The sequence below is a fragment of the Pseudomonas weihenstephanensis genome, from assembly GCF_016812185.1.
GTDB lineage: Bacteria > Pseudomonadota > Gammaproteobacteria > Pseudomonadales > Pseudomonadaceae > Aquipseudomonas > Aquipseudomonas weihenstephanensis.
Genome location: NZ_JAAEBV010000005.1, coordinates 233,301 through 258,751 on the forward strand (window position 1 = coordinate 233,301; position 25,451 = coordinate 258,751).

Sequence of the window (25,451 nt, forward strand, 5' to 3'; positions counted from 1 at the left end):
TTTACTTTGACGGTGGCGCCACAGCCCCACCGGACCGAACCGAAACCGTTGTATCCAGACCGCTGCCCAATATCTCGGAAACCACCGTGAGCAGCATTCTTCATATCGGCGACAACGCCACCATAGTCCGTTACGTCACAGAGGGTGTTTTGTACCCCACCCCCATTGATCGACTGGTTTTCGCTGCATTATCGCCACAGGCCTCCATCTTCGTGAGCAAAGGCAGCAACAACACACTGCTGATTGACCTCAATAAAGAGCGGTATCGAGTCAAGCCTGCCAGCACCAAACAGATCATCGAACTTCATACCCGTTATGGTAACGACACGGTGTATATCGCCGACACCTTTAAAAACCCGTTTCATATTGAAACCGGTGTGGGCAATGACACCGTGGTCACCAACGCTCAACACACAACTGTACTGACCGGCGACGGCAATGACATCGTGATGACAGGAGCAGGAGACAACTATGTTAATACCGGAGACGGCGATGACATTGTGAATGCCACCGGCGCAAGTTCGACGGTGGCTTATCTGGGCAAAGGCACAGATTCCTTTCGCGGCGGAGCCGGTACATCATTTGTCAATGCGGGTGAAGGCGACGACGTCGTGGTCGGCGGCCAGGGCCACAACATCTTATATGGCAGTGATGGCGACGATGTACTCACCGCGGGTTCCGGGTCTAACGTTATTTACACGGGCAAGGGGGAAAACGTCCTCGACGGGATCAAGGATAGCGACACGATTTTCGCCGAAGGCACCCCCCATTACATAACGGACGAAATAATCGATGGTCGCTGGACAACTACAAAATCGCCCGCTCTCGCCAACACGTACGTGATGACAGTCAGCTCAAGCCCTCTGTCTGAGTCCGGCTTGATTATTCAAGGTAGCGAAACGTTTATTGAGCGTGTTCAGGATGATTTGAAGTTGCTGCTCGGGTCTGCCAATGGGCAAAAATTGATAGCCGAGCTGAGCAAAAGTATTCATAAAAGCCAAAAACCCATCACCATCGCCGAGCTCAAGCATGTGAACAATGGCCTTTACATACCCAACCTGGGCGACGGAAGGTCTTACATTCAGGTGGGGCAAGCAGGCCTCCCGGATTTCGGCGGTACGGTTTATTACAACCCAACATTTTCAACGCCACACGCAATACCGCTCACCGCGCTCTACCATGAACTGTGCCACGCCTATAACTTTGTGACGGGCACGCAGTTTTTAGGCGCCAGCCCAGACGGGCACAGTGGCGTCAAACAAGCCCCGCAAGTCAATAACATTGAATTGCAAGCCGTGGGACTGCCTTGTGCCGTAAAGCCTTTTGACTTTGATAAGGATCCTGCCACGCCGCCCCTCACGACCAACCCCAAACCCTACAGTGAGAACGGCATGCGTGAAGAACTCGGGTTGCCCTTGCGCAAAACCTACATTCGTTACTCAGAGGACTGATCGATACCGTTCAAGGTGGCAGGCTCGATAATCATCCCGGCGCGCAACCCATTCTTGACCTTGGGATTGGGAAAGATAATCCGCGCGCCCTTCTCCTCGATCGTCCAACGCGTTTTACCTGCATCTTCGGCCAGCAGATAGCCCTTGCTGAGTTCAGAGAAGTTTTCGACATCGGCCGGCAGGTGCAGGATAAAGGCCTCACTGTGTTTGATCACTTCACGGGCCACGCTGAACAACTGCAAACCTTCCAGAGAGGCATCTTCCAATGAGGGTTCAGTGCTTTCAATGATGTGCTTCAAGCGCAGTTCAAGGCGCTCAACATTCACGCCTGCGTTTTGCCCAAACGGGCGCGCTTTGCCCAACTCAAGGGTAAATGCTTCGGCCCCCAACTGGTCATAGGTGTAAGCACTGAACACAATCGACGGCTTGTTTTGCAACAAGACCGCTTCCATACCAGCTGCGTACAGCCGCGCCAGCTCTCGACGCGAATGAACGCGACCCGCTTTATACGGATAAAGCGCGAATTGCTCTATTTTCGAGCCGCGGATCGCCGTGTGCAGATCGTAATGCAGCCGCGTGCGATCCGGCGCATTGAAGAACGCCTGCGCCAGATGCTCCAGCTCACAGGCACGCAGGGCTTCAGGGCCACTGCTGCTTTCATGCCGACCGTTAAACAGTCGATTGAGGTCTTCTTCGACAAAACGCGCCCCGGTACGCATTGCACCCGGATTACCGAACAAGAAAAGAATACGTGCACGCGGCTTTACTTCTGCGCGTGCAATGCCCTGCAACAGGCGATCAAGCAACTCGATCGGCGCTGTTTCGTTACCGTGGATACCCGCCGACAATAACAAGTCCAGGCCATCGTCCTGCCCTTGCGCCGGCGTGACTTCCAGTGCGCCTTCACTTAGCCAGCGCAATCGCACGCCATCGGCGGTCAGTTGAATTTTCTGCGCCGGTTCGCGACCAGCCAGTGTCAGTTCAAGCAGTTTGCCGAGGGCGAGCATAGTGCATCCTTAATCAGTGATTGCAGTCTGGACCGTGTACGTGACCATCTTCGTCATCGCCCAGGTCAGCCGGTTCCATTTCCAGTTGCAGGCTTACAAGGTTAGTCGCCAAAGGACGCAGCAGCAGGTTGGCGTATTCGGCGTCGCCTTCTTCTACGTCGACACCAATCAACAATTGGCCACGACCGTCTTGTTGAATCCACAGCTCTTTACCCTGCCACATGACCGCAACGCGGGTGCAGGAGGTTTGCAGTTGCTTGCCGTCGGTGTCTTCAAGAATCAGTTGCAGGGAATCGCTCATCATTTCGTACTCATTGGAAAGTGAAGTGGCAGTGCAGGCGAATTAAAACCCGCATGCCGGTGTTCAATTGATCTGGAAAGGGTAAACCGCGCCCAGTTTAAGGATTTGTGTCAGTTCATCCAGTGCCGTCCGGCATTCAAGCAGCAACTGCGGGTCAGCCAGGTCGCTTTCGCGCAGCGCGTCGCGGTAGTGCGTGTTCACCCACTGGGTGAGCGTGTCATACAACGCAGGCGTCATGATAACCCCCGGATTGACCGCCGCCAGTTCAGTTTCTTTCAGTGCGACGCGCAGCCGCAGGCAGGCCGGGCCACCACCGTTCTGCATGCTTTGTTTAAGATCAAACACCTTGATCTCGCGGATCGGACCGCCCGCTGCCGTCAAGCCTTGCAGGTACTGCCAGACACGGGGGTTGGCGCGGCATTCTTCTGGCACGATCAGCAGCATCGAGCCGTCAGCACGGCTGAGCAGCTGACTGTTGAACAGGTACGAGCGCACGGCGTCTTCGACCGCCACTTGATCTCGCGGCACACAAATGGACTGGAAATTACCCCCGCGCGCGCGCAACTTGGCGTGCAACTCAGCCAGCATCTGATCGGTGTTCAGGAATGCATCCTGATGATGGAACAGCAGTTCGCCATTACCTACCGCAATCACGTCGTTATGAAACACACCCTGGTCAATGACCGCCGGATTTTGCTGCGCAAACACCACACCCGCCTCGCTCAAACCGTGAAGGCGGGCGACCGCTTGCGACGCTTCGAGGGTCTGGCGCGCCGGGTATTGTTGCGGCGCCGGGTAACGGCTGTCGAACGCGCTGCGCCCGAAAACAAAAAACTCAACGCCCGCCTCACCGTAATCACGGCAAAAGCGCGTGTGGTTAGCCGCGCCTTCGTCACCAAATTGAGCAACCGCTGGCAATGCGGCGTGATGCGCAAAGTGCTGCTGGTCAGCAAACATCGCGCTCAGCACACGGCTAGTGGTCGGGTGCTCGATGCTGCGGTGAAATTTGCAATTGAGGTTGGCCGCGGTGAAATGCACACGGCCATCTTGAGTGTCAGCGCTCGGGCTGACGGTGGCAGCATTGGCCACCCACATGCTCGACGCCGAGCAACTGGCGACCAGCAACGGCATCGCCTCTTTGGCAGCCTGTTGAATGACGTGTGCGTCCGAGCCACTGAAACCCAAACGGCGCAAGGCACTCACGTCCGGGCGTTCTTGGGGTGCCAGTACCCCCTGGACAAACCCCATGTCCATCAGCGCTTTCATTTTTTCCAGGCCTTGGAGCGCCGCTTCCTTGGGGTTGGAAGCCTGCTGGCTGTTGCTCTGGGAGGCGACGTTGCCGAACGACAAACCGCCGTAGTTATGGGTCGGCCCCACTAAACCGTCAAAATTGACTTCAAAGGACTTCATCAGCGAGGCTCCGGCAAACGGTTGTTATAGGCATCAATCACACAAGCCCCGTAGGCGCTGGTGCTGGCTGCGATCCTGTTCTCAAGAAATCGCAGCTTTCGCCCGCACAGACAGGTTAAAGGTCAGCTTACAAATACACACCCGGCGTCAATGCCGCGGGCAGTGCCAGGATCGGCGTTTCCAGCGAGGCCACCGGATAGGCGCAATAATCGGCGGCGTAATACGCACTGGCACGGTGATTACCCGATGCGCCGATGCCGCCAAACGGCGCGCTGCTCGCCGCGCCCGTCAGTTGTTTGTTCCAGTTCACGATGCCTGCACGGCTTTGCAGCCAGAACTGCTGATAACGCGCTTCGCTGTCCGACAATAAACCCGCTGCCAAACCGAACGCCGTGTTGTTGGCTTCAGTCATGGCCGCGTCAAAGTCAGCGTAGCGAATCACTTGCAGCAACGGCCCGAACAGCTCCTCATCAGAACGTTCACTGACTTCGGTCACGTCGATAATGCCCGGTGTGAGCAAAGCGGCATTGGCGTCTGGCTGACTCATTTCCAGCAAGGCCACAGCCCCCGAGCCGAGCAATACTTCTTGGGCATCCATCAATACACGCGCCGCGCCCAACGAAATGACCGAGCCCATAAACGGCGCAGGCTGCTGGTCGAACGCTCCGACTTCGATCGTCTGGCTGACCTGCACCAGACGGCTCAGCAGGCTGTCGCCCCACGTGCCTTCGGGCACCAACAAGCGCCGTGCACAGGTGCAACGCTGGCCGGCCGAGATAAAGGCGGATTGGATGATGGTGTAAACCGCCGCTTCCACATCCGCCACCTGATCGACCACCAGTGGGTTATTACCGCCCATTTCCAGGGCCAGGATTTTGTCCGGGCGACCGGCGAACTGCTGATGCAACGCGTTGCCCGTACGGCTCGACCCGGTGAAGAACAAGCCATCAATGCCGGTATGCGCCGCCAATGCGATGCCGGTGTCCCGCGCGCCTTGCAGCAAGTTCAATACGCCCGCAGGCAGCCCCGCTTCAATCCAGCACTTGACGGTCAACTCGGCCACTTTAGGCGTCAGCTCACTGGGCTTGAACACTACGCTGTTACCGGCCAGCAAGGCCGGGACGATGTGGCCGTTGGGCAGGTGACCCGGAAAGTTATACGGACCAAACACCGCCACCACACCGTGAGGCTTGTGGCGCAACACCGCGGTGGCGTCGCCCAGCGGGCCGCTCTTTTCTCCGGTGCGTTCGCGGTAGCTTTGCACCGAAATGGCCACTTTATTGATCATGCTGGTGACTTCAGTCGCCGACTCCCACAGCGGCTTACCGGTCTCCTCACCGATGCAGTGGGCCAGTTCGTCGGCGTGGGTTTTGAGGCTGGCCGCGAACGCCTCCAGCACACTCAAGCGCTCTTCAAATGAACGCGTGGCCCATGCCGGGAATGCCTCTCGCGCAGCCTTCACCGCGCCATCCACCTGTTCAGCGTTTGCGCCATTGCCTCTCCACAGCACCTGCTGAGTGACCGGGTTAAGCGATTCAAAGGCTTCGCCCAGGCCGTTTTGCCAGGCGCCTGCGATGTACAACGTGCTCATTATTTCGACTCCCGTGGGGCCACTGGCTGGGCAGACAAGGTGACGGCGCGCACTTGATCGCCCGCGCTCAATTGCAACCGCTTGGCGGTCTGTGGATCAACCACCAAGGTGCCCGCCGCCAGACGTGCTGGTGCCGCCGTGATACGGCAGTCCTCGCGCTTGCGGTTGTGAATCAGGTAAGGCGTGGCGTCGTCGCCCGGAGTGCCGATGGCCAACACCAACGCTTCGCTCTCGCGCACTGCACGGATCTTGCTGGTTTCACACTCCACAGCCGGGCCGGCATCGAAAATGTCGACGTAGCCCTGATAGCTGAAGCCTTCGCTTTTGAGCATGTTCAGCGCAGGCTCGGTGTGAGTGTGCACCTGGCCGATCACCGCACGCGCATCTTCAGACAGGAAACAGGTGTAAACCGGAAACTTGGGCATCAACTCGGCAATAAAGGCTTTATTGCCCACACCGGTCAGGTAGTCGGCCTGGCTGAACTCCATCTTGAAGAAGTGCCGCCCCAGGCTTTCCCAGAACGGCGAGCGTCCCGCTTCGTCAGACATGCCACGCATTTCAGCAATGATTTTGTTCCCGAACAGCTCAGGGAATTCTGCGATGAACAGCATCCGCGCCTTGGCCAGCATCCGGCCATTGAGGCCAGTACGGTGGTCGGCGCCCAGGAACAACGAGCACAACTCTGAATTACCTGTCAGATCGTTAGCCAAAAACAGGGTCGGAATTTCGCGGTAAATATTCAGTTCTTGCGAAGCGCTGACGGTCAAACCGACCCGGAAGTTGTACCACGGCTCGCGCAAACCCACGGCGCCAGCAATGGCAGAAATACCGACGACTTTACCGTCGTCGTTTTCCAGTACAAACAAGTAATCGGCATCGCCGCGCTCCGCTTCGCCCCGGAAGGTTTTCTCAGCCCAGGTCACACGGTGCAGTAAGCGTTCTTCGTTGGCCGGCAAGGTGGTCAGGCCGGTGCCGGTGCTGCGGGCCAGTTCAATCAGGGCCGGTAAATCGCTGTTGCGTACAGGACGAACGATCATGCTATCTCCTCAAACGGGTTCGCTGACGAACCTCGCGACACTCGCTCAAAGGCGTTAAACCGCAACCACTCGCACGCTGGCACCTTCACCCACGCCCAGTGCTTCGGCCGCTTGCAGATCCAGCGTGACCGGTTTGCCCGGTGCCCAATCAAGCTCAAGCAACACCGCCCGGTAATCCTGAAGCTGGGCGTTGGCCACCAGGTACTGACGACCGCCGCCCTTGCTCAGCTCGCCGATTTTGACCGGTACTACCCGACTTTGAGCGATTGAGCGGATGCCCGACACCCGCGCATGCAGGGTCGGCCCGCCGTCGAAAATGTCGATGTAATGATCGGTTTCAAAGCCTTCGCGCATCAGGATATCGAAGGTGATCTGCGCACGCGGATGCACTTGCCCCATTGCTTCTTGAGCCGTATCGGGCAGCAGCGGTACATAAATCGGGTAATGCGGCATCAGTTCGGCGAGGAAGGTACGGCTTTTAAGGCCGCACAGACGTTCGGCGGCGGTGTAGTTCAGGTCAAAGAAGTTACGCCCGATCGCATCCCAAAACGGCGAGTCGCCATTTTCATCGCTGTAACCGACGATTTCAGTCACCACCGAATCGGCAAATCGCTCCGGGTGGTTGGCCACAAACAGCAGTCGCCCACGGGAGTTGAGTTCGGACCATGCCGAGCCCACTAACTGCGGGACCACATAGAAACTGGTGAGCAGGCTATTACCGGTAAGGTCATGGCACTGCGACAAGACGTGAATCTTGTTGTGAATCTTCAGCTCACGCGAGGCGTGGACAAAGGTCTCGTTGCGAAAACTGTAGAACGGTTCTGAATACCCGGCCGACGCGACAATCGCCGAGCAACCCACCAGTGCGCCGGTGGCCGTATCTTCCAAAACAAAGAAGTAGCTTTCTTCGCCATTGAAGCTGACTTCTGCCGCGAACGAGGCTTCGGAGGCTGCGATCTTGTCGCGCAAGCGTTCGATATCGTCCGGCAATGAAGTGACACCAATCGGGCTGTCCGCAGCCAGACGCTGTACCTCGCCCAGATCAGCCATTTGCGCAGGGCGCATCACCAGCATGGTGTCACTCCTTAATCCAAAAAATAAAAGGGGGGGAATTGGCGCATCACCTGTAGAAGCGAGTGTGCTTGCCTTGAAGCTGCGCCCTCAGACACAAGCCTGTCTGAAAGCGCGCTCCTACGAGTAATGCAGGGTCAAGCTCAGGCTTGCGTCAGGTTTTTTACAGCGCGCTCAAAACGATTCAAGCCTTCTTCAATATCAGCCTCTTCGACCACCAGGCTTGGCGCGAAACGCACCACGTCCGGGCCGGCTTGCAAAATCATCAGGTTTTCTTTTTCAGCGGCGTTGAAAATATCCTTGGCCTTGCCCTTCCAGGCATCGCTCAACACGCAGCCAAGCAAAAGCCCTAAACCACGCACTTGCGTAAACAGGCCATATTGCTGGCCAATGTGCTCAAGACGGGTTTTGAACAGCGCGTGTTTGGCTTTTACCCCACTCAACACTTCAGGCGTGTTGATCACATCGATCACCGCGTTGCCGACAGCACACGCCAGCGGGTTGCCGCCGTATGTGGTGCCGTGGGTGCCGACGACCAGATGCTTGGCCAGCGCTTCGGTGGTGAGCATCGCGGCAATCGGGAAACCACCGCCCAGGCTCTTGGCACTGGTGAGGATGTCAGGCGTCACGCCGTAATGCATGTAGGCAAACAGCTCACCGGTGCGGCCCATACCGGTTTGCACTTCGTCAAAGACCAACAGCGCGTTGTGCTGGTCACACAGCTCGCGAGCGCCTTGCAGGTAAGCCTGCTCAGCGGGCAGCACGCCGCCTTCGCCCTGAATCGGCTCCAGCACAACAGCGCAGGTCTTGTCCGAAATCGCCGCTTTGAGGGCGGCCAGATCGTTGAACGGTACGTGGGTAATACCGGTGATTTTTGGACCGAAGCCGTCGGAGTACTTCGACTGCCCGCCAACGTTAACGGTGAACAGGGTGCGACCGTGAAAGCTGTTGAGCGCGGCAATGATTTCGTACTTTTCGGCGCCGAAGCGGTCATGCGCCACACGACGGGCCAGCTTGAAGGCCGCCTCGTTGGCTTCAGCACCCGAGTTGCAGAAAAACACACGCTCGGCAAAAGTCGAGTCCACCAGTTTTTTAGCCAGGCGCAGCGCCGGCTCGTTGGTAAACACATTGGACACATGCCAGAGGTTGTTCGCCTGCTCAGTCAACGCACCGACCAGAGCCGGGTGTGCATGGCCCAGTACGTTGACCGCAATGCCGCCAGCGAAATCAATCAGCTCGCGACCCGACTGGTCCCACACTCGGGAACCCGCTCCGCGCACGGGGATGAATGCCGCAGGTGCGTAGTTGGGAACCATGACCTGATCGAAATCGGCGCGTTGTACCGGGGCTTGCTCAACGGACATCGGAGTCTCCTGAAGAGGAACGCCTGCCTAAACTGGCAAGCGATGAGGGATTGTAAGGACACACGGGAGCCAAGCCTTGCCGCCAAGCGACAACTTCTTATAGCGCTCAACCATGATTTTCCAAGGCTTGCGGCAATGCGACATATTGCGTCACAAAGGCGCAGTTTAAACGCTTGGTCATATTTACGGCAGCGTATTACCTGATTGATTGCAAAACCCGTATGCCCAAAGCGATAGCGCAGCGTGGTGGCCGCGAGCACCTAACCCCACTTCATCCGAACCCCACGTCAGGGCTGGTTTTTCAAATAAATAAAACTACATAGCTATACGAACACCCCTATTTTTTAAGCTTATTTCGCGGCCGGGCGCCTCATACACTTAAACAACAGTCACTTTTGCAGATACCCCCTCATGCCCTCGCCTACGCCTGCACCACTAACACTAACCCCCCCTCTTCAATCAGCGCCGCCAGCGTTTCATTACGAAGTGATCAAGCAGTTGCTGCCTGACTGGGCGCTGCACTCACCCGCGCACAAGCGGCGTCTTTTAAAAGACGTCATGCCCCGCCCGCCCCGAAACACTCACGCCATGACAGGCCCTCAACGAACAGCCCTGAATCGCGCGCACATCGCCCACTGGAAGGCGCACAGTGACGTGGAGCAATCTCTGGAGACGCTGCAGGACATCTATGGCTTTGCAGAGCCAATACTCAAACAAGCCTTGCACACGCACTACAACGTCGACCGTTCACTCGATCTGAAAGAGACGTTCATTAATCTGTACATCCCGTTGAAAGTGCCTCTGTTAAATCTGAACACGGGGGCTTACAAAACCTGGAAAGTATCAATCCTGGACGCCGCCCTGCACAATTTCGAACAGTGTGAAACCGAGGTCAGCGCCCACACTTTCGATTCCGGTTTTATTATCAAACCCACCACCACCGGGTATTACAAAATACTGGACACACTCACGGAGCAACTGCCCGTGGCGGACTTCATAAAGCTGTGCCGAGAACTGGATTTAGGCGGTCAGTACAAAACACATCTTGAACAGCATCTAGGCGTCCACAATAAAAGCCAAGAGCTCACCCTTAAAACCAAGGTCAGGCACCAGCAAAGAACCGCATTTGAGGCCGCCATGCACTCCGCTCTGGTGCAAGGCGATATTAGCCAAAGCATTTTCGAATCGCTGTCCATCCTGGGCCAGGAGGCCGCATGGACGAGTGCATTGCATCCCCCCCTGTCCACTTGCAGCCTGACACTACTAGGCACTGATTTAACCGGCGTACTTGTTTTTACTCACCCAGCGATAACCCCCGGCCATAACACTGAAGTCGTCATTTACCTGCCAAATGACCCACAACACCCACTTAAACGGTATGCCTCAATCTCTGAAGGCATAGCAGTACTGGCGCAAAACTTACGCAGTGAGCACTATCAGCAATACTTCAGCCGCTTCATCAGCCACGCTCAACTGGGTCTGTTTTTCAGCACACTCAAGCAGTCGCTGTGGTTTACCCTGATTGACGCAGCGCAAGTTCCGGAAGGCCGACCAGAAGACTATCCGCCCGACATCAGTGTCGAACCGATTGAAAGCCCGACACTGGCCTTTACCCTCTTAGAAATCACGCAAGACTACACAGAATATCTCTACCAAAAAACACGCCAGAAAATACTGGCTGACGCGCCATTAATTGCGGTGCCAACCGACACCGAAGACCAAAAAACCCGGCACGAGCGCAAAGAAAAACTTAAAGCCATCGCCGAGCTTGTGTTGAACGCCATCGAATTCGTCGCCGCGCCATTTATCCCCGTGCTAGGGGGACTGGTGCTGGCGCAAATGGCTTGGCAAATCGTAGATGACACATATGAAGGCATTCGGGATTGGTCCCAGGGCAAAACCCTGGAAGCCTGGAACCACTTATTCAGCGTGCTAGAAACCGTGGCCCAGACGGCTACGTTCGCCATCGGTGGCAAAGTCATCGGCGAGGCCCTGAAGATCCAATCCTCCCCCTTTGTTGACAGCTTGAAACGCGTGACCCTGTCGAACGGTGAACCCCGATTATGGGAACCTAACCTCGCTCCCTACGAACATACCGCGCCCCTGCCCACTCACGTGCAACCCGACGAGACCGGGGTGTATACGCATAACAGCGCCTTGCACTTGAGCCTGGAGGGCAAAACCTACCAGATCGAGCCGACATCACGTCCGCCCGGCTACCGAATCAAACACCCCTCACAGCGCAGAGCCTATTCACCCCGCGTACGTCACAACGGCTCTGGGGCCTGGATCGCTGAAACCGAAACCCCGCTTCAATGGAGCAACGAGCAACTGTTCAAACGCCTCAATCCACTTAACAGTGATTTTTCCGATATTGAAGCGTCACGGATTCTTGCGATAACCCGAACCGATCCAGGTGTGCTTCGTCGTGTGATCAGCGATGCGCTTCCTACACCCGCGCTGCTGGCCGACACGCTACAGCGTTTCAGAATTGATGCGCAGATTGAACGTTTCATTGCCCGAATGCAAAGCGCCGATCCGGCCCTGCAACGCTTGGCCGATCCGCAAACCCAGCTGCAACTCTTGGTCCAGCCGCAGCTTTGGCCGCCCTCCAGAGTGATTTCGCTCATCAACGAGCAAGGCCAGGTACTGGCCCAATACCCGTCAGCCTCAACGCCGGGATTACGCATCACCGTCCCTGAATCAAAAATGCGGGATGGCGAGTTAGTAACCTGCGTGCTCCAGCAGCTGGAAGACAGCGAAACCAAGCAACTGATTGGCACCAGCCCCGCGTCTGGCGACCCATTGCCTAAAATGCCGGACAGGATTACCCGGCTTTATCAGCGCCTGGCTGATCTTGCCCGCCTGAAACGTACCGAGCTGTTCAATTCGCGATACGAGACACTCGAACAACGAGGCAGCGCCGAGGTAACGCTGTTACAAACCGCACTTCCAGGCCTGCCTAACAATGCCGCCAAAGAATTGATCTGGCATGCCAGCGGCGATGAAATACTGCAATTGCTCAATGAAAAGACCATTGCGCCTCGCCTTCTGGAAGAAGCCCGCTGGCATTTAATGGAAAGCCGAATCAACCGCGCTTACGAAGGCATGTTTCTGGACTCTATCCACAATCCGGACAGTGAATGGCTCACACTCAAAACGATTGAAGCCATGCCCGGCTGGCCCCAGGACGTGCGCCTGGAGATTCGTGAAAAACACTTTACCGGCCCCCTTCTAAACAGCCTTGGCGACGAAATGGCGCCTCTTCGTAAAGTCTTGATCAAATCCGAAAACCGCTACAGCGCGCGTGATGCGCTTAACCATGAACTGCACGGCCCGGACGACCTCTACAGCGCCCTGCTTCATGCATTACCTGACCTTGAGCGTCAAGCCCTAGGGTTCGCGCACCCCGGCCAGGGGGCAGCCTTCAAAGCGCGCGTTCAGGCCCAGCCTTTGTTACCACGCTTGAGCGTCAGCAGCCATTTCGACCATCCAGTAGTCGCTATGGACTTCAAATCTCCGATGGAACTGGTACATGGGCGCGCCAGTTACCCCCTGCTTGGCGCCGATGCGCCTGAGCGTGCCCCTTCAACTCTTGAGAGGCTGGTACATGAGCTTTATCCAAGTTTGGACGCACGCGAAAGGGCTCGCGTCATGGCCACGTTGCCCAGCACCGAAAGCATGGCTAAGGCGCGGCTTGCCGAGCAGGAAAAAGAGCTGAACACTCTGCGAAATGACTTAGAGGTCTGGACCCTGAACGCACCCGCCGTAAATCAACGAACCGGCGACATGCTCTCACCCAACTCACGGGTGGCCAGAGTTCAGGACAGGCGTGCATTCAGCCGGGAGCTTGAACGAGCTTGGCGTCGGCAAACAGCCTTCGACAACCATTACACAGACCCATCACGGGACGGATTTGAACTGACGTTCACCCGCCCGATCCTGGAAGATATGCCCCCCATTAACGCTGACTTCAGCCACGTCACGCTCCTGTCGTTGACGGGCAGGGGGGCTATAACTGGCATTAACGAGTTTCTGCAACGGTTCCCGAAATTGCGCGCACTGGATCTACGAGGTTTTGAACTCGATCACTTACCGGACGCCGTGCTCTCAATGCAAAATCTGACAGAGTTACGCCTGGAGCAAAGTTCCATCACCTTGACCCCTGACAGCGCCGCAGGCCTGGCCGGGCTTGAGTACTTGGAATACATTGACCTGGATCAGAACCCGCTCAACATAACCCCGGACTTTGGCAATATGCTGAACCTAAACACTGTGCATTTGCGCAATACAGAACTCACCGAGTTCCCGACCTCAATCTTGGGGCTTTCGGAATTAGAAGTAGTCGACTTGAGCGAAAACCTGATAAGCGATTTACCCACCGAACTTTTCGAGGCGCCCGCCTTTATAGCCGAGGCGCTTGATCTTGATGACAACCCTCTTTCACAGGCATCGCTGAACCGGGTGCGCGAGTACTTTGCCCAAACAGGGTTTGACATGAACATTAACCTGGAAGACGAAGACGGTATCGACCCGGTTCTCATCCCCGAGTCAGAAGAATAACATCAGCCGCGCTCTGGCGAAGCTGAGGACAACTCAAAGGGGCTGCTGCTGCGACGCTGGTTACGGTCTTCGCGGGGAGTGGCGCCGAAAAAGTTGCGATACGCACTGGAGAAATGCGGCCCTGATGAAAAACCACACGACAAGCCGATCTGAATGATCGACTTGCTGGTTTGCATCAGCATTTGCCGGGCCTTGTTCAGCCGTAGTTCCAGGTAGTACTGGCTGGGCACACGATTAAGGTACTGCTTGAAGATGCGCTCCAGCTGGCGACGGGACACGCACACATGCTGGGCGATTTCGTCGGTGGTCAGAGGCTCTTCAATGTTGGCCTCCATCAGCAACACAGCCTGGGTCAACTTGGGGTGGCTTGAACCCAAACGGTTTTGCAAAGGAATGCGCTGACGCTCACCGCCTTCACGGATACGCTCCACCACCAACTCTTCAGATACCGCACCCGCCAACTCGGCACCATGGTCCCGGGCAAGCACCGCCAGCAGCAAATCCAGCACCGACAAGCCACCGCACGCGCTCAAGCGATCGCGATCCCAATCGAACAAATGGCTGGTGGCGATCACTTTGGGGAAGCGCTCCGCAAAATCATCCTGCCAACGCCAATGCACCGCTGCACGATAACCATCCAGCAGGCCCAATTGTGCCAACGGGTACACCCCGGCTGACAAGCCACCAATCACGCAACCCGCTCGCACCGCCTGCTTCAGGGCGCTGCCCAGTGCAGAGGCCACGACCAGCGGTGGCTCATCGGCCAGCAAAAACAGTTTTTGACAGCCTTCAAGCTTGCCCGCCCACGGCTCCCCCGGCAGTTGCCAGGCGCCTTCTGCTGGCGCCTCGGCCTGCAAGAACACCAACTCATAAACGACTTCAGGGTGCACGCGCTGAGCAACACGCAACGCTTCCTCGGCCAGCGCCAGGGTCAGCGCTTTGGTGCTGGGCCAAATAAGGAAACCAATTCGATGGGCGGTCATAGCGTGCTATCCGGAACAAAACGAGAGAGAGAAACCAATTGCGCCAGATACTCAGCCTAGGCCAGCTGCGCAGGGTGCGGAGCATGACCTATTTTGGTGCACAACGGCAGTCTTGAAATCGCAGTTACTTCAGGCTACCTGACAAGAATTGCTGCAAACGCTCACATTTCGGATTGACCAGCACTTCGCGCGGGTCACCGCTTTCTTCCACGATGCCTTTATGCAAAAACACCAGTTGGTTGGAGACTTCACGGGCAAAGCCCATTTCGTGAGTCACCACCACCATGGTCCGACCTTCAAGAGCCAGGTCTTGCATCACTTTAAGGACATCGCCAACCAGTTCAGGGTCGAGGGCCGAGGTAGGTTCATCAAACAGCATGACCTCCGGCTCCATCGCCAACGCCCGGGCAATCGCCACACGCTGCTGCTCGCCGCCAGACATGTGGCCCGGGTAAGCATCCTTACGGTGCGACACACCCACCTGATTCAAGTAATGCTCGGCTTTTTCCCGCGCATCGGCCTTTGACATACCCAGCACATGCACGGGGGCTTCCATGATGTTTTCCAGCGCGGTCATGTGCGACCACAGGTTGAAATGCTGGAACACCATCGACAGGCGCGAACGCATGCGTTGCAACTGCTTGGGATCTGCGGCCTTGAGTGCGCCATCTTTGTTGGCGATCAATTCCAGCTCTTCGCCATTGAGCAGGATTTTGCCTGCATGCGGTTGTTCAAGCAGGTTGATGCAGCGCAAAAAGGTACTTTTACCAGAGCCACTGGAACCGATGATGCTGATTACGTCGCCTGCTTTAGCGGCCAAAGAAACGCCTTTGAGCACTTCGTGACTGCCATAGCGTTTATGCAGGTCTTGGACTTCAAGTTTGTACATGCTGTCGGTTCTCACGAAAACAGGGGATCAGTCGTTGAGCACACCGCTCAATCATGCCTTGCGCGGGGCCATATAGCCCAGCCAGCGGCGTTCAGCCAATTTAAACAGGCGCACCAGAATGAAGGTCAGGCACAGGTAGAAAACACCGGCCGTGATGTAAGCCTCAAACGGCAAGTAATACTGGGCGTTCACGGTACGTGCGGCGCCCGTGATGTCGATCAGGGTCACGATGGACGCCAGACTGGTGGTCTGCAACATCATGATCACTTCATTGCTGTACTGCGGCAGCGCACGGCGCATGGCCGAGGGCAACAAAATGCGGCGGTACATTTTGGCGCGTGACATGCCCATCGCTTTGGCGGCTTCAATCTCGCCATGCGGCGTGGCCTTGAGGCTACCGGCAATGATTTCGGCAGTGTAGGCGCTGGTGTTGATGGCAAACGCCAGGCAGGCGCAGAAGGTCGCACTGGACAGCAGCGGCCACAGGAAGCTCTCACGCACCGCTTCGAATTGAGCCAGGCCGTAGTAGATCAAAAACAGCTGAACCAGCATCGGCGTGCCACGGATCACGTAAGTGAACAGCCACGCCGGGAAGTTGACCAGCGCCGATTTTGAAACGCGCATCAGCCCCAACGGCACCGCTGCCAGCAGACCGAAAAACAGCGAAATACCCAGCAGCTTCAAGGTTTCGAGCAGGCCATCGAGGTACAGCGGCATGCTGTCCCAAATCACGTTGTAGTCGAAGATCATAGATCAGCCGCCCTTACGCCTACCGAGTAGCGCTTCTCAAGTTGTCGCAACGCCAACAGCGAAACACTGGTCAACACCAGGTACATCGCGGCCACCGCCAGGAAGAAGGTGAAAGGCTCGCGGGTGGCATCTGCCGCCTGCTTGGCCTTGAACATCATGTCTTGCAGGCCGACCACCGAAATCAGGGCCGTGGCTTTAGTCAAGACCAGCCAATTGTTGGTAAAGCCTGGAATCGCCAAGCGAATCATCTGCGGCACCAACACCCGAAAAAACACCTGAAAGCTGCTCATGCCATACGCCATGCCAGCTTCGGCCTGCCCCTTGGGAATGGCCATAAAGGCACCCCGAAAGGTCTCGGACAGGTACGCACCAAAGATGAAGCCCAAGGTGCCGATACCAGCCGCCAACGGGTTCAAATCAATGTAATCGTCGTAACCCAACATGGGCGCGACGCGGTTCAGCAAATCCTGGCCGCCGTAGAAAATCAGCAGAATCAGCACCAGATCGGGAATTCCGCGAATGACCGTGGAGTACAAATCGCCCAGCCAGGCCAACCAGCGCACCGGCGACAGGCGCAAAGAAACACCAATCAGACCTAGAACAATGGCCAGGGCCATGGACGACAAGGCGAGCTGAAGCGTCAGCCAAGCGCCATCGAGGATGACAGCCCCGTAGCCTTTCAACATGATTCAGGTCCTCAAAATTTGAATGAAAAAATGGCGCAAACTTCAGAAATTCTGTTGCTTGCGCCATTCAGGACAGAGTGCTGCGATGACTTACTTGGCGTCTGCGCCGTAAATATCGAAGTCGAAGTATTTGTCCTGGATTTGCTTGTATTTGCCGTTGGCACGAATCGCCGCAATCGCTGCGTTGATCTGATCCAGATGCTCCTTGTCGCCTTTACGCACGGCGATACCGATGCCGTCACCAAAGTACTTGGCGTCAGTGAACTGCGGACCTACAAACGCGTAGCCCTTGCCCGCAGGGGTTTTGAGGAAGCCGTCTTGCAACAGCGTCGCGTCCGCCACGGTGCCATCAAGGCGACCGGCTTCTACGTCGAGGTAGATTTCGTTCTGCGAGCCGTAAGGAACAATGGTGGCCCCTTTAGGCGCCAGCACTTCCTTGGCAAAACGGTCGTGGATCGAACCGCGCTGCACGCCAATTTTCTTGCCCTTGAGTTCATCAAGGCTGTCGCTGACAACGGCGCCTTCCTTCATCACCAGACGCGCTGGAGTCAGGTAATAACGGGTGGTGAAATCGACAGATTTTTTGCGGTCGTCAGTGATGGACATCGAGGACAGGATGGCGTCGATCTTGCGCACTTTAAGCGCCGGGATCAGGCCATCGAATTCCTGCTCAACCCACGTGCACTTGACCTGCATCTGCTCGCACAGTGCGTTACCGATGTCGTAGTCAAAACCAACGATGCTGCCATCCGGCGCCTTGGAGGCGAACGGAGGGTAGGCCGCTTCGATACCCATTTTCAGAGGTTTTTGATCAGCGAAAGCCTGCATGGACAGCACAGACAGCGCCAGGGCGCCAAGAAGCACGAGTTTCTTCATCTTAGGACTCCATCGGTAAAGGGCAATAAATGCAGAATGAGCGTGAGCCCAATATGCGGAGGTTAAACCGGGAATGCGGCGCCACGTGCTACTGGCGTTGCACTGGGGTCAGCACAACAACGACGAGCGAGTGATCGGCATTCTAACGACAGGCTTCACGCCGTTATTTCTTCAATGCGACAACAAATTACAGATGCACTGAGAAATGCGACCCGAGGCATTGACAGCCCTTCAAATTAATGCAAGAGCAATTGATATAGAACCTATATGAGTTGCAAATAGCGGGCCTATTATTCGCAAAGCCTTCTATTCCGGCAAGTGTAGCGTTTCATCTTATTTTTCAGCCCCCATAACAAGGCTCTAAAACAGTGCTGTACGTGGCGCAAGGCCCCGTTTTCGGGCACCCGGTTACACATGCGGTAACACCTCACCTGCGCCCCTCAACTGCCGGCCAGGCAGCGCGCGCGCAAAACAGGTGGCCGTTGACGAGTCATATGAGGCGCCCCCCCCCTAACACGTCAGCGCGCCTACCGATTGTGCCTGGCCCATCAATAAAAACCCCCGCCAGGCAATGCCGGACGGGGGTTTGCTCAAGCAAGCGGCGCCTTACGCGACCTTCATGCCTTTATGGGTATCAATCAAATGCTGCACGACACCCGGATCTGCCAACGTCGAGATATCGCCCAGCCCGTCATATTCCCCCGTCGCAATCTTGCGCAAGATCCGACGCATGATTTTACCCGAGCGGGTTTTGGGCAGGCCGGGTGCCCACTGAATGACATCGGGCGAGGCGATGGGACCGATTTCCTTACGCACCCAGTTTTTCAACTCCAGGCGCAACGCCTCACTCGGTTCTTCGCCGCCATTCAACGTGACGTAGACATAAATGCCCTGCCCTTTGATGTCGTGCGGCACACCTACAACCGCCGCTTCTGCAACTTTAGGGTGGGCGACCATAGCGCTTTCAATCTCGGCCGTGCCCATCCGGTGCCCCGAGACGTTAAGCACGTCATCGACCCGCCCGGTGATCCAGTAGTAACCGTCTTCGTCGCGGCGCGCACCGTCACCGGTGAAGTACATGCCACGGAAGGTCTTGAAGTAGGTATCGACAAAGCGGTCGTGATCGCCATACAACGTGCGCGCCTGACCCGGCCACGAATCAAGAATGACCAGGTTTCCTTCGGCGGCCCCTTCGATCAGGTTGCCCAGGTTATCCACCAGCGCGGGCACCACACCAAAAAATGGACGCGCTGCCGAACCCGGCTTGAGGGCGTGAGCACCCGGCAGCGGGCTCATCATGCAAGCGCCGGTTTCGGTCTGCCACCAGGTATCGACAATCGGGCAACGCTCCTTGCCCACCGTCTTGTAGTACCAGCTCCAGGCTTCCGGGTTAATCGGCTCACCCACCGAACCCAACAGGCGCAAGCTTGAACCGTCTGCATCTTTAACCGCCGCCTGCCCCTCGGCCATCATGGCGCGAATGGCGGTTGGCGCGGTGTAGAGGATGTTGACCTTGTGCTTGTCGATGATTTTCGACACACGGGTGATGTCCGGGTAATTGGGCACGCCCTCGAACAGCACCGTGGTCGCGCCGTTCGCCAGCGGCCCATAAACGATGTAGGTATGGCCGGTGACCCAGCCCACGTCCGCCGTGCACCAGTAGACCTCGCCGGGGCGGTAATCAAAGACACGTTCGTGGGTCAGCGCGGCATAGAGCAGGTAGCCACCCGTGGTGTGCTGCACGCCTTTGGGCTTGCCCGTGGAGCCGGAGGTATAAAGGATGAACAAGGCTTCTTCGGCGCCCATTTCTTTGGGCGCGCAGTGCGTCGAGGCTACCGCCATCAGGTCGTGGTACCAAATGTCACGGTGCTTGTACCAGGCAATGTCACCCCCGGTGCGTTTGAAGACGATGATTTTCTGAACGCTTGAGGTATCCGGGTTGGTCAGCGCGACATCGACATTGGCCTTGAGCGCCGTGCGCTTGCCGCCACGTACGCCTTCGTCGGCCGTGATCACCACTTTGGATTTGCAGTCGATGATGCGCCCGGCCAGCGCCTCCGGCGAGAAGCCACCGAAGACCACGGAGTGAATCGCGCCGATGCGGGTACACGCCAGCATAGCGACCACCGCCTCGGGAACCATCGGCATATAGATGGTGACGACATCACCCCGGTGCACGTCTTGACCGCGCAAAGCGTTGGCCAGCTTGCACACCTCTTCGTGCAGTTCGCGGTAAGTAATGTTGCGCTGCTCAGAAGGGTCGTCACCTTCCCAGATGATCGCGACCTGGTCACCGCGCTCGGCAAGATGGCGATCCAGGCAGTTGTAGGACACGTTGAGGGTGCCGTCGGCAAACCATTTGATGTCGACGTGGTGGTCGTCGAAGGAGGTTTGCTTGACGGTGGTAAAAGGCTTGATCCAGTCGAGACGCTGAGCTTGCTCGCGCCAGAAACCATCGGGGTTGACGACGGATTGCTGGTACATCGCCTTGTAGGTCGCCTCGTCTGTCAGCGTCGTGGCTGCGACATCGGGGCGTACGGGATACAGGGAAGCAGCACTCATGTTTCACACCTCAATTATTTTTGTAGTTGTTGTTTTATGACCCTGTTTTAGCCGGGCTACCGTACGACTTCCATTCGACGTTGGTAGTAAGAAACGCGTAGAAAAAACACAGCTTTTGTATTGAAGGCTCAAGCACAGTGCTTACAGGGCTTGGCAACCCAGAACGACACGCTCAAAAACACCTGACACGGCTTGTTTTCTACGATTGTTGCAAAATCTGTCAACAGTCTTTATCAAAAGTCCCCCTATATGCCCGTCCGGCGCAGGCATAAAATTCATCTCGCCAACCAAGGCACTGCGATTAACGCAAGTGACAGCCCCCACGAAGGCAAGTTTAGTCGCACTTAACTGATGAAGTTTCACACGTGGCCTCATAAGGGCTACGTGACCCCACTCGACCGAAAACAGGTAAAACTGAAATGAAAGCGTTGTTAGTTCTGGCCCTCAGCAGTGTGTGTTTAACCGCCATGGCGGATGAAGTCAGCACCCCTGTTTCCAGCCAGTCACCGGCCGTTGAACACTATTCTTATTCTTCCGAGCTGGACATTGCCAAAGTTATCTCCATGAGCGAAGTGCCCAGCGTGTGTGAAGTTGTACCGGCACAAATGGTTTATGAAGACTCCCACGGCATGCAACACACCCTCGAATACCGCGTGATGGGTAATGGTTGCTCCAACGGCTAACGTGCCGTTGTTAAATGCTTAAAGCGCCCTCTTTTATGGCGTGTATCTCCAGGCTTGAACTTATAACTTTCGATGCACGGCAGTGTGTATTGAACTGTTCACTCCCCGCGAATAACACCTTCAGGACAGACGTTAATGAAACGCTCACTGATATTGGCTTTTAGTCTATCGGTATTGGCCAGCGCAGCTTTTGCGGCCGACGGTTACGACCGCACGCACGCGGCCACTTTTGCCGAAGACGGTTACGACAGCACTCGCTCAGCCTCTTTTGCCGAAGACGGTTATGACAACACTCGCTCAGCCTCTTTTGCTGAGGACGGCTATGACCGTACCAACGGCCACCGTTTGGGCTGATGCCCCCTGTGACTTAACGCCCGGTTTCGGCCGGGCTTAGTCCACACCCGACACCCCCCGCCTCCTTCTGCACCGCAGGTCACTCGACCGCTTAGCCATGCTGCAAAATAAATCCTCGCAGACAAACCCGCGCCCCGCCTAACCCAAGCGCAAGTCCAGGCCAAATTTAGGGCATTTCGTCGCATCGTCCGAAAAAAAACTGGCTGAAATACCCGGTACAAAACCCGTATACTGCGGCCGTCAAACGGGCTTGATATATCCCCTCTCTGGGCTATAAACCCACGCTGCTCCGGCTCCTCGGCCAGGTTGAGATGCACAAACCACTGCATCCCCTCAGCGACAGCGGGCCAACCCTACGAATACATTCATGTTTTTGCGTGCGCTTACCGCTGCTGCAAGCAACATTCCTTAGATCCAAGCGGCCTATGGCTGTGAAACAACCTGACCATAGCGTTGTTACACGGGCATTGGCCCTCACGCAGGAGACGACACGTCATGCTGAGCTGGGACGAATTCGACAAAGAAGATGAAGGCGAAGCCGCCGTCAAAGGCGCCAACGCAGGCCACGCAACCGAAGCCAACATGGACCGGCTAGACTCCGCCGGTGGCGTTGCAGCTCAGGAAGCGCGTGCCGTCACGGCCAACGACTCCGAAGCCATCAAGCGCGCCAAGGCCGCGCTGGACAACCTAGACATCGCAGAAGGCCTGGCCGAACTCGAAGGCGCCAGCGCCCGCGTCGCCGTTGACGAAAAGATGATGATCAACTGCCGCGCCGACCTTAACCAGCTCGTACCGTTCAAGTACGACTGGGCGTGGCAGAAGTACCTGGACGGTTGCGCAAACCACTGGATGCCGCAAGAAGTCAACATGACTGCCGACATCGCCCTCTGGAAAAACCCCGAAGGCCTGACCGACGACGAGCGCCGCATCGTCATGCGCAACCTGGGCTTCTTCTCCACCGCCGACTCCCTGGTTGCCAACAACCTGGTACTGGCCGTGTACCGCCTGATCACCAACCCCGAGTGCCGCCAGTACATCCTGCGCCAAGCTTTCGAAGAGGCGATCCACACCCACGCGTACCAGTACTGCATCGAATCGCTGGCCATGGATGAAGGCGAGATCTTCAACATGTACCACGAGATCCCGTCGGTCGCTAAAAAGGCCACCTGGGGCTTGAAGTACACCCGCTCGATCTCCGATCCGAAGTTCGAAACCGGCACTGTTGAAACCGACAAAGAACTGCTGCGCAACCTGATCGCTTACTACTGCGTGCTTGAAGGCATCTTCTTCTACTGCGGCTTCACCCAGATCCTGTCGATGGGCCGCCGCAACAAGATGACGGGCGTTGCCGAACAGTTCCAGTACATCCTGCGCGACGAATCCATGCACCTGAACTTCGGCATCGATGTGATCAACCAGATCAAAATCGAAAACCCGCACCTGTGGGATGCCGACATGAAGGAAGAAGCGTCGCAGATGATCCTGCAAGGCACTCAGCTGGAAATCGAATACGCACGTGACACCATGCCGCGCGGCGTATTGGGCATGAACGCGGCGATGATGGAGGACTACCTCAAGTTCATCGCTAATCGCCGCCTGTCGCAAATCGGCCTGAAAGAAGAGTATCCGGGCACTACTAACCCGTTCCCCTGGATGAGCGAAATCATGGACTTGAAGAAAGAAAAGAACTTCTTCGAGACGCGGGTCATTGAGTACCAAACAGGCGGCGCACTGAGCTGGGATTGATTCCAGAGGTGATGATTCGCTAATTAAAAAGGCTGCCTGCGGGCGGCCTTTTTATTGGCCCGCTTTTTTTGCGCAGCGTTTATATCGAAATTTTCGACGTATCACCTCTGTGCCCGGCAGCTGAATTGGTGGGCTGGGAGCGCTGTTGCGCGATGGCACTGATCAAAAATATGGATTTGATCACCCTTGAAGACAACTGTATAAAAACACAGTATTTTTAAGCAGCGAATCAGCCACGGAGAATCCTCATGCACCCATCAGCGATGCGCAGTACGCTTGAGCAAATCATCATTTATCAATTCACACCACTGCACTGCGCCCAGGCCCGCGAAATACTGGGCTGGAACTTTGAGCAATTGAGCCACGCATCCAAGGTTTCGGTGCCTGCCATTCAACGCTTTGAGGCGGGCGAACCCATCAGGGATGTAACCCTGCTAGCGCTTGCGCACCGGCTCGAAGCTGAAGGCCTGGTGTTCTTTCCGGGGTTTGCCCCCAGCAGAGGCGGGAACATTCGCGGCACAACACCTGACCCTGCAGGTCGCGAAGATTTCGCAATGATCGAGTGAGTGCCCGCTTTTCTCAGCGCACCCGCTCAACACGCATTGCATCAAGCCCCAAACGCCGCCCCATGTGAGAACCCATCAGGTTAAACGTCCCGTCCCTCTGTGGCGTTGTGATGAGCACGCTGTTGTGCTCAACCAACGCCACAATGCGATCAAACCGCTCGCGCCCGTAGTGGAGGGTCGTATCAAGCGTGCCATTACCGAACGTGATTACTACGCCGCTTTAAGAGCGATAGAAGGTTAATCGTCATTTTCGGGTCACGAAATTAAAACTGCGGCGCATTAGCGACTGCAACCCGTCTCTTGATCGGTGCCCAGCAGCTACGCTTGAGCATAATGACTGCAAATGCTTAAATTTTTGCTGAATATTACGCACGTCATAATCGACAATGCGCGCTGAATAAAACAACACGCGGCAATGCCTCAAACCCCGCAGGCATGCACCGAACCCTTTCTTTAATGCAGACCCTTATGGACAATCAACGCGGCAAAGGCCTGTCATTCGCCAGACGTATCTACGTGCCGCGTACCGTGGGCCTGGGAATTGGTTGTTTCAGCGTGATGGCGGCTCTCTATCCGCTCGATATGCCCCCCTGGATCTGGGGGCTGTTGCTGTTCAATGGGTTTGTCTGGCCGCACGTGGCCCTCAAAATATCGACCCGCTCGGCGTATCCGTTCCAGACCGAACGTCGCAACATGCTCATCGACTCGCTTTTCGGTGGTTTTTGGGCTGCCAGCTTTCAGTTCAACCCGCTGCCCACCGTGACGATTCTGTCGATGATGACCATGAATAATGTCGCCGCGGGCGGGCAAAAGACGCTGGTTCGCGGAGCGTTGGCACAAATAGCCGGTGTACTGATCGCGTGGACGTTACTGGGCATCGACTTCACCCCGCACACAACCCCTCTGCAAATCTACGCCTGCTTGCCCATGTTGGCGCTCTACCCATTCGCAGTGGGCATGGTGTGCTATCGACTGGCCATCAAACTGGCGGAACACAAACGCACACTGCGCGCTTTAAGCCGCACTGACAGCCTGACGGGCCTGCTCAACCACGGTTCATGGAAAGACCTGCTGCAACTAAGCTTCAACCAGTGTCAGCAAACAGGCGCTAAAGCAACCTTGGCCCTGATTGATATCGACCACTTCAAACGTATCAATGACACCTACGGCCATATCGTGGGCGACAGCGTACTGCGCAAATTCAGCAAACAGCTTAAAGACAACCTGCGCGCTGAAGACTTGGCCGGACGTTATGGCGGCGATGAGTTTTGTGTGATTGTGCCCAATCGCTCCCTGGAACAAACGCAAGACATCATGGAGCGCCTGCGTCAGGTCTTTAGCCAAGAGCTGGATGGCGATGAACCCGGCTTGCAGGTGAGCCTCAGCATCGGGCTGGCCTCGTACCGCCCCGACTTCGATGATGCCTCACAGTGGCTTAACGAAGCGGACAAGGCGCTGTACATCGCGAAAAATACCGGGCGCAACAAAATCAGCGTTGCCGCGGCCGACCTGCTTCCAGGCTCGGCCTTAAGTAACCCAGGCTAAGACGCCCGAATGTCAT

At 56.4% G+C, this 25,451-nt stretch carries 20 protein-coding genes; 7 read left to right on the top strand and 13 right to left on the bottom strand.

The annotated features are described in order from the left end of the window. Window positions 1–86 precede the first annotated feature (86 nt). Window positions 87–1,451 carry a M91 family zinc metallopeptidase gene (locus tag GYN01_RS17190; RefSeq protein ID WP_053221317.1) on the top strand — a complete coding sequence of 455 codons (1,365 nt, stop codon included), beginning with the start codon at window positions 87–89 and terminating at the stop codon, window positions 1,449–1,451. On the opposite strand, the gene astE is transcribed toward GYN01_RS17190, so the two are convergent. The 7 genes from astE to GYN01_RS17225 form a co-directional block, all read right to left on the bottom strand. Then, window positions 1,436–2,458 carry a succinylglutamate desuccinylase gene (gene astE, locus GYN01_RS17195; protein ID WP_048363483.1) on the bottom strand — a complete coding sequence of 341 codons (1,023 nt, stop codon included), beginning with the start codon at window positions 2,456–2,458 and terminating at the stop codon, window positions 1,436–1,438. The genes GYN01_RS17190 and astE overlap by 16 nt on opposite strands. 13 nt (window positions 2,459–2,471) lie before the next feature. Continuing rightward, window positions 2,472–2,759, bottom strand: coding sequence for a hypothetical protein (locus GYN01_RS17200; protein WP_048363695.1), 288 nt, complete (start codon window positions 2,757–2,759; stop codon window positions 2,472–2,474). Window positions 2,760–2,822: 63 nt separating this feature from the next. After that, window positions 2,823–4,169 carry an N-succinylarginine dihydrolase gene (gene astB, locus GYN01_RS17205; RefSeq protein WP_048399865.1) on the bottom strand — a complete coding sequence of 449 codons (1,347 nt, stop codon included), beginning with the start codon at window positions 4,167–4,169 and terminating at the stop codon, window positions 2,823–2,825. Between the two features lie 127 nt (window positions 4,170–4,296). Beyond that, window positions 4,297–5,763, bottom strand: coding sequence for a succinylglutamate-semialdehyde dehydrogenase (gene astD, locus GYN01_RS17210; protein ID WP_173426973.1), 1,467 nt, complete (start codon window positions 5,761–5,763; stop codon window positions 4,297–4,299). Then, entirely contained in the window at window positions 5,760–6,797 is a 1,038-nt protein-coding gene (gene astA / locus GYN01_RS17215) for an arginine N-succinyltransferase (protein ID WP_048363480.1), read from the bottom strand. Before astA ends, astD begins: the two co-directional genes overlap by 4 nt. A gap of 54 nt (window positions 6,798–6,851) precedes the next feature. Next, on the bottom strand, window positions 6,852–7,871 hold the full coding sequence (gene aruF / locus GYN01_RS17220; RefSeq protein WP_048399868.1) for an arginine/ornithine succinyltransferase subunit alpha: 1,020 nt from the start codon (window positions 7,869–7,871) through the stop codon (window positions 6,852–6,854). A gap of 140 nt (window positions 7,872–8,011) precedes the next feature. After that, a complete protein-coding gene (locus GYN01_RS17225) occupies window positions 8,012–9,232 on the bottom strand; it encodes an aspartate aminotransferase family protein (RefSeq protein ID WP_203307515.1) in 1,221 nt (406 codons plus the stop codon). 654 nt (window positions 9,233–9,886) lie between these two features. Between GYN01_RS17225 and GYN01_RS17230 the strand changes: the two genes are divergently transcribed. After that, a complete protein-coding gene (locus GYN01_RS17230; RefSeq protein WP_203307516.1) occupies window positions 9,887–13,795 on the top strand; it encodes a leucine-rich repeat domain-containing protein in 3,909 nt (1,302 codons plus the stop codon). A 2-nt stretch (window positions 13,796–13,797) separates the two neighbouring features. On the opposite strand, the gene argR is transcribed toward GYN01_RS17230, so the two are convergent. The 6 genes from argR to acs form a co-directional block, all read right to left on the bottom strand. Continuing rightward, complete coding sequence (gene argR, locus GYN01_RS17235) at window positions 13,798–14,778, bottom strand: transcriptional regulator ArgR (RefSeq protein ID WP_048363476.1); 981 nt, start codon at window positions 14,776–14,778, stop codon at window positions 13,798–13,800. Window positions 14,779–14,902: 124 nt separating this feature from the next. After that, window positions 14,903–15,667 (bottom strand): ABC transporter ATP-binding protein, encoded by a 765-nt coding sequence (locus tag GYN01_RS17240; RefSeq protein ID WP_203307517.1) that lies wholly within the window; start codon window positions 15,665–15,667, stop codon window positions 14,903–14,905. Between the two features lie 51 nt (window positions 15,668–15,718). Next, window positions 15,719–16,417 (bottom strand): ABC transporter permease, encoded by a 699-nt coding sequence (locus tag GYN01_RS17245; protein WP_048363474.1) that lies wholly within the window; start codon window positions 16,415–16,417, stop codon window positions 15,719–15,721. Continuing rightward, the gene (locus GYN01_RS17250; RefSeq protein WP_048363473.1) at window positions 16,414–17,103 is read right to left on the bottom strand and encodes an ABC transporter permease; all 690 of its coding nucleotides are present in this window, start codon (window positions 17,101–17,103) and stop codon (window positions 16,414–16,416) included. Before GYN01_RS17250 ends, GYN01_RS17245 begins: the two co-directional genes overlap by 4 nt. A gap of 90 nt (window positions 17,104–17,193) precedes the next feature. Next, the gene (locus tag GYN01_RS17255; RefSeq protein ID WP_048363472.1) at window positions 17,194–17,979 is read right to left on the bottom strand and encodes an ABC transporter substrate-binding protein; all 786 of its coding nucleotides are present in this window, start codon (window positions 17,977–17,979) and stop codon (window positions 17,194–17,196) included. 606 nt (window positions 17,980–18,585) lie between these two features. Continuing rightward, entirely contained in the window at window positions 18,586–20,541 is a 1,956-nt protein-coding gene (gene acs / locus GYN01_RS17260) for an acetate--CoA ligase (RefSeq protein WP_048363471.1), read from the bottom strand. Window positions 20,542–20,960: 419 nt separating this feature from the next. On the opposite strand from acs, the gene GYN01_RS17265 reads away from it, so the two are divergent. From GYN01_RS17265 to GYN01_RS17285, 5 genes are all read left to right on the top strand, one after another. After that, a complete protein-coding gene (locus GYN01_RS17265) occupies window positions 20,961–21,224 on the top strand; it encodes a DUF2790 domain-containing protein (protein ID WP_048363470.1) in 264 nt (87 codons plus the stop codon). 135 nt (window positions 21,225–21,359) lie between these two features. Then, entirely contained in the window at window positions 21,360–21,578 is a 219-nt protein-coding gene (locus GYN01_RS17270; RefSeq protein WP_048399874.1) for a hypothetical protein, read from the top strand. Window positions 21,579–22,073: 495 nt separating this feature from the next. After that, a complete protein-coding gene (locus tag GYN01_RS17275) occupies window positions 22,074–23,324 on the top strand; it encodes a ribonucleotide-diphosphate reductase subunit beta (protein ID WP_203307518.1) in 1,251 nt (416 codons plus the stop codon). 248 nt (window positions 23,325–23,572) lie between these two features. Next, window positions 23,573–23,890: a helix-turn-helix domain-containing protein gene (locus GYN01_RS17280; protein ID WP_048363467.1), complete on the top strand. Its 318-nt coding sequence runs from the start codon at window positions 23,573–23,575 to the stop codon at window positions 23,888–23,890. A gap of 468 nt (window positions 23,891–24,358) precedes the next feature. Beyond that, on the top strand, window positions 24,359–25,435 hold the full coding sequence (locus GYN01_RS17285) for a diguanylate cyclase (protein WP_203307519.1): 1,077 nt from the start codon (window positions 24,359–24,361) through the stop codon (window positions 25,433–25,435). The last annotated feature ends 16 nt before the right edge of the window (window positions 25,436–25,451 follow it).

Excerpts from the sequence above, each read along its gene's own strand:
- aruF (WP_048399868.1), bottom strand. The coding sequence starts at position 7,871 with ATGCTGGTGATGCGCCCTGCGCAAATGGCTGATCTGGGCGAGGTACAG.
- GYN01_RS17255 (WP_048363472.1), bottom strand. The coding sequence starts at position 17,979 with ATGAAGAAACTCGTGCTTCTTGGCGCCCTGGCGCTGTCTGTGCTGTCC.
- GYN01_RS17200 (WP_048363695.1), bottom strand. The coding sequence starts at position 2,759 with ATGAGCGATTCCCTGCAACTGATTCTTGAAGACACCGACGGCAAGCAA.
- astA (WP_048363480.1), bottom strand. The coding sequence starts at position 6,797 with ATGATCGTTCGTCCTGTACGCAACAGCGATTTACCGGCCCTGATTGAA.
- argR (WP_048363476.1), bottom strand. The coding sequence starts at position 14,778 with ATGACCGCCCATCGAATTGGTTTCCTTATTTGGCCCAGCACCAAAGCG.
- astE (WP_048363483.1), bottom strand. The coding sequence starts at position 2,458 with ATGCTCGCCCTCGGCAAACTGCTTGAACTGACACTGGCTGGTCGCGAA.
- acs (WP_048363471.1), bottom strand. The coding sequence starts at position 20,541 with ATGAGTGCTGCTTCCCTGTATCCCGTACGCCCCGATGTCGCAGCCACG.
- GYN01_RS17250 (WP_048363473.1), bottom strand. The coding sequence starts at position 17,103 with ATGTTGAAAGGCTACGGGGCTGTCATCCTCGATGGCGCTTGGCTGACG.
- astB (WP_048399865.1), bottom strand. The coding sequence starts at position 4,169 with ATGAAGTCCTTTGAAGTCAATTTTGACGGTTTAGTGGGGCCGACCCAT.
- GYN01_RS17280 (WP_048363467.1), top strand. The coding sequence starts at position 23,573 with ATGCACCCATCAGCGATGCGCAGTACGCTTGAGCAAATCATCATTTAT.
- GYN01_RS17275 (WP_203307518.1), top strand. The coding sequence starts at position 22,074 with ATGCTGAGCTGGGACGAATTCGACAAAGAAGATGAAGGCGAAGCCGCC.
- GYN01_RS17240 (WP_203307517.1), bottom strand. The coding sequence starts at position 15,667 with ATGTACAAACTTGAAGTCCAAGACCTGCATAAACGCTATGGCAGTCAC.
- GYN01_RS17270 (WP_048399874.1), top strand. The coding sequence starts at position 21,360 with ATGAAACGCTCACTGATATTGGCTTTTAGTCTATCGGTATTGGCCAGC.
- GYN01_RS17265 (WP_048363470.1), top strand. The coding sequence starts at position 20,961 with ATGAAAGCGTTGTTAGTTCTGGCCCTCAGCAGTGTGTGTTTAACCGCC.
- GYN01_RS17245 (WP_048363474.1), bottom strand. The coding sequence starts at position 16,417 with ATGATCTTCGACTACAACGTGATTTGGGACAGCATGCCGCTGTACCTC.
- GYN01_RS17285 (WP_203307519.1), top strand. The coding sequence starts at position 24,359 with ATGGACAATCAACGCGGCAAAGGCCTGTCATTCGCCAGACGTATCTAC.
- GYN01_RS17225 (WP_203307515.1), bottom strand. The coding sequence starts at position 9,232 with ATGTCCGTTGAGCAAGCCCCGGTACAACGCGCCGATTTCGATCAGGTC.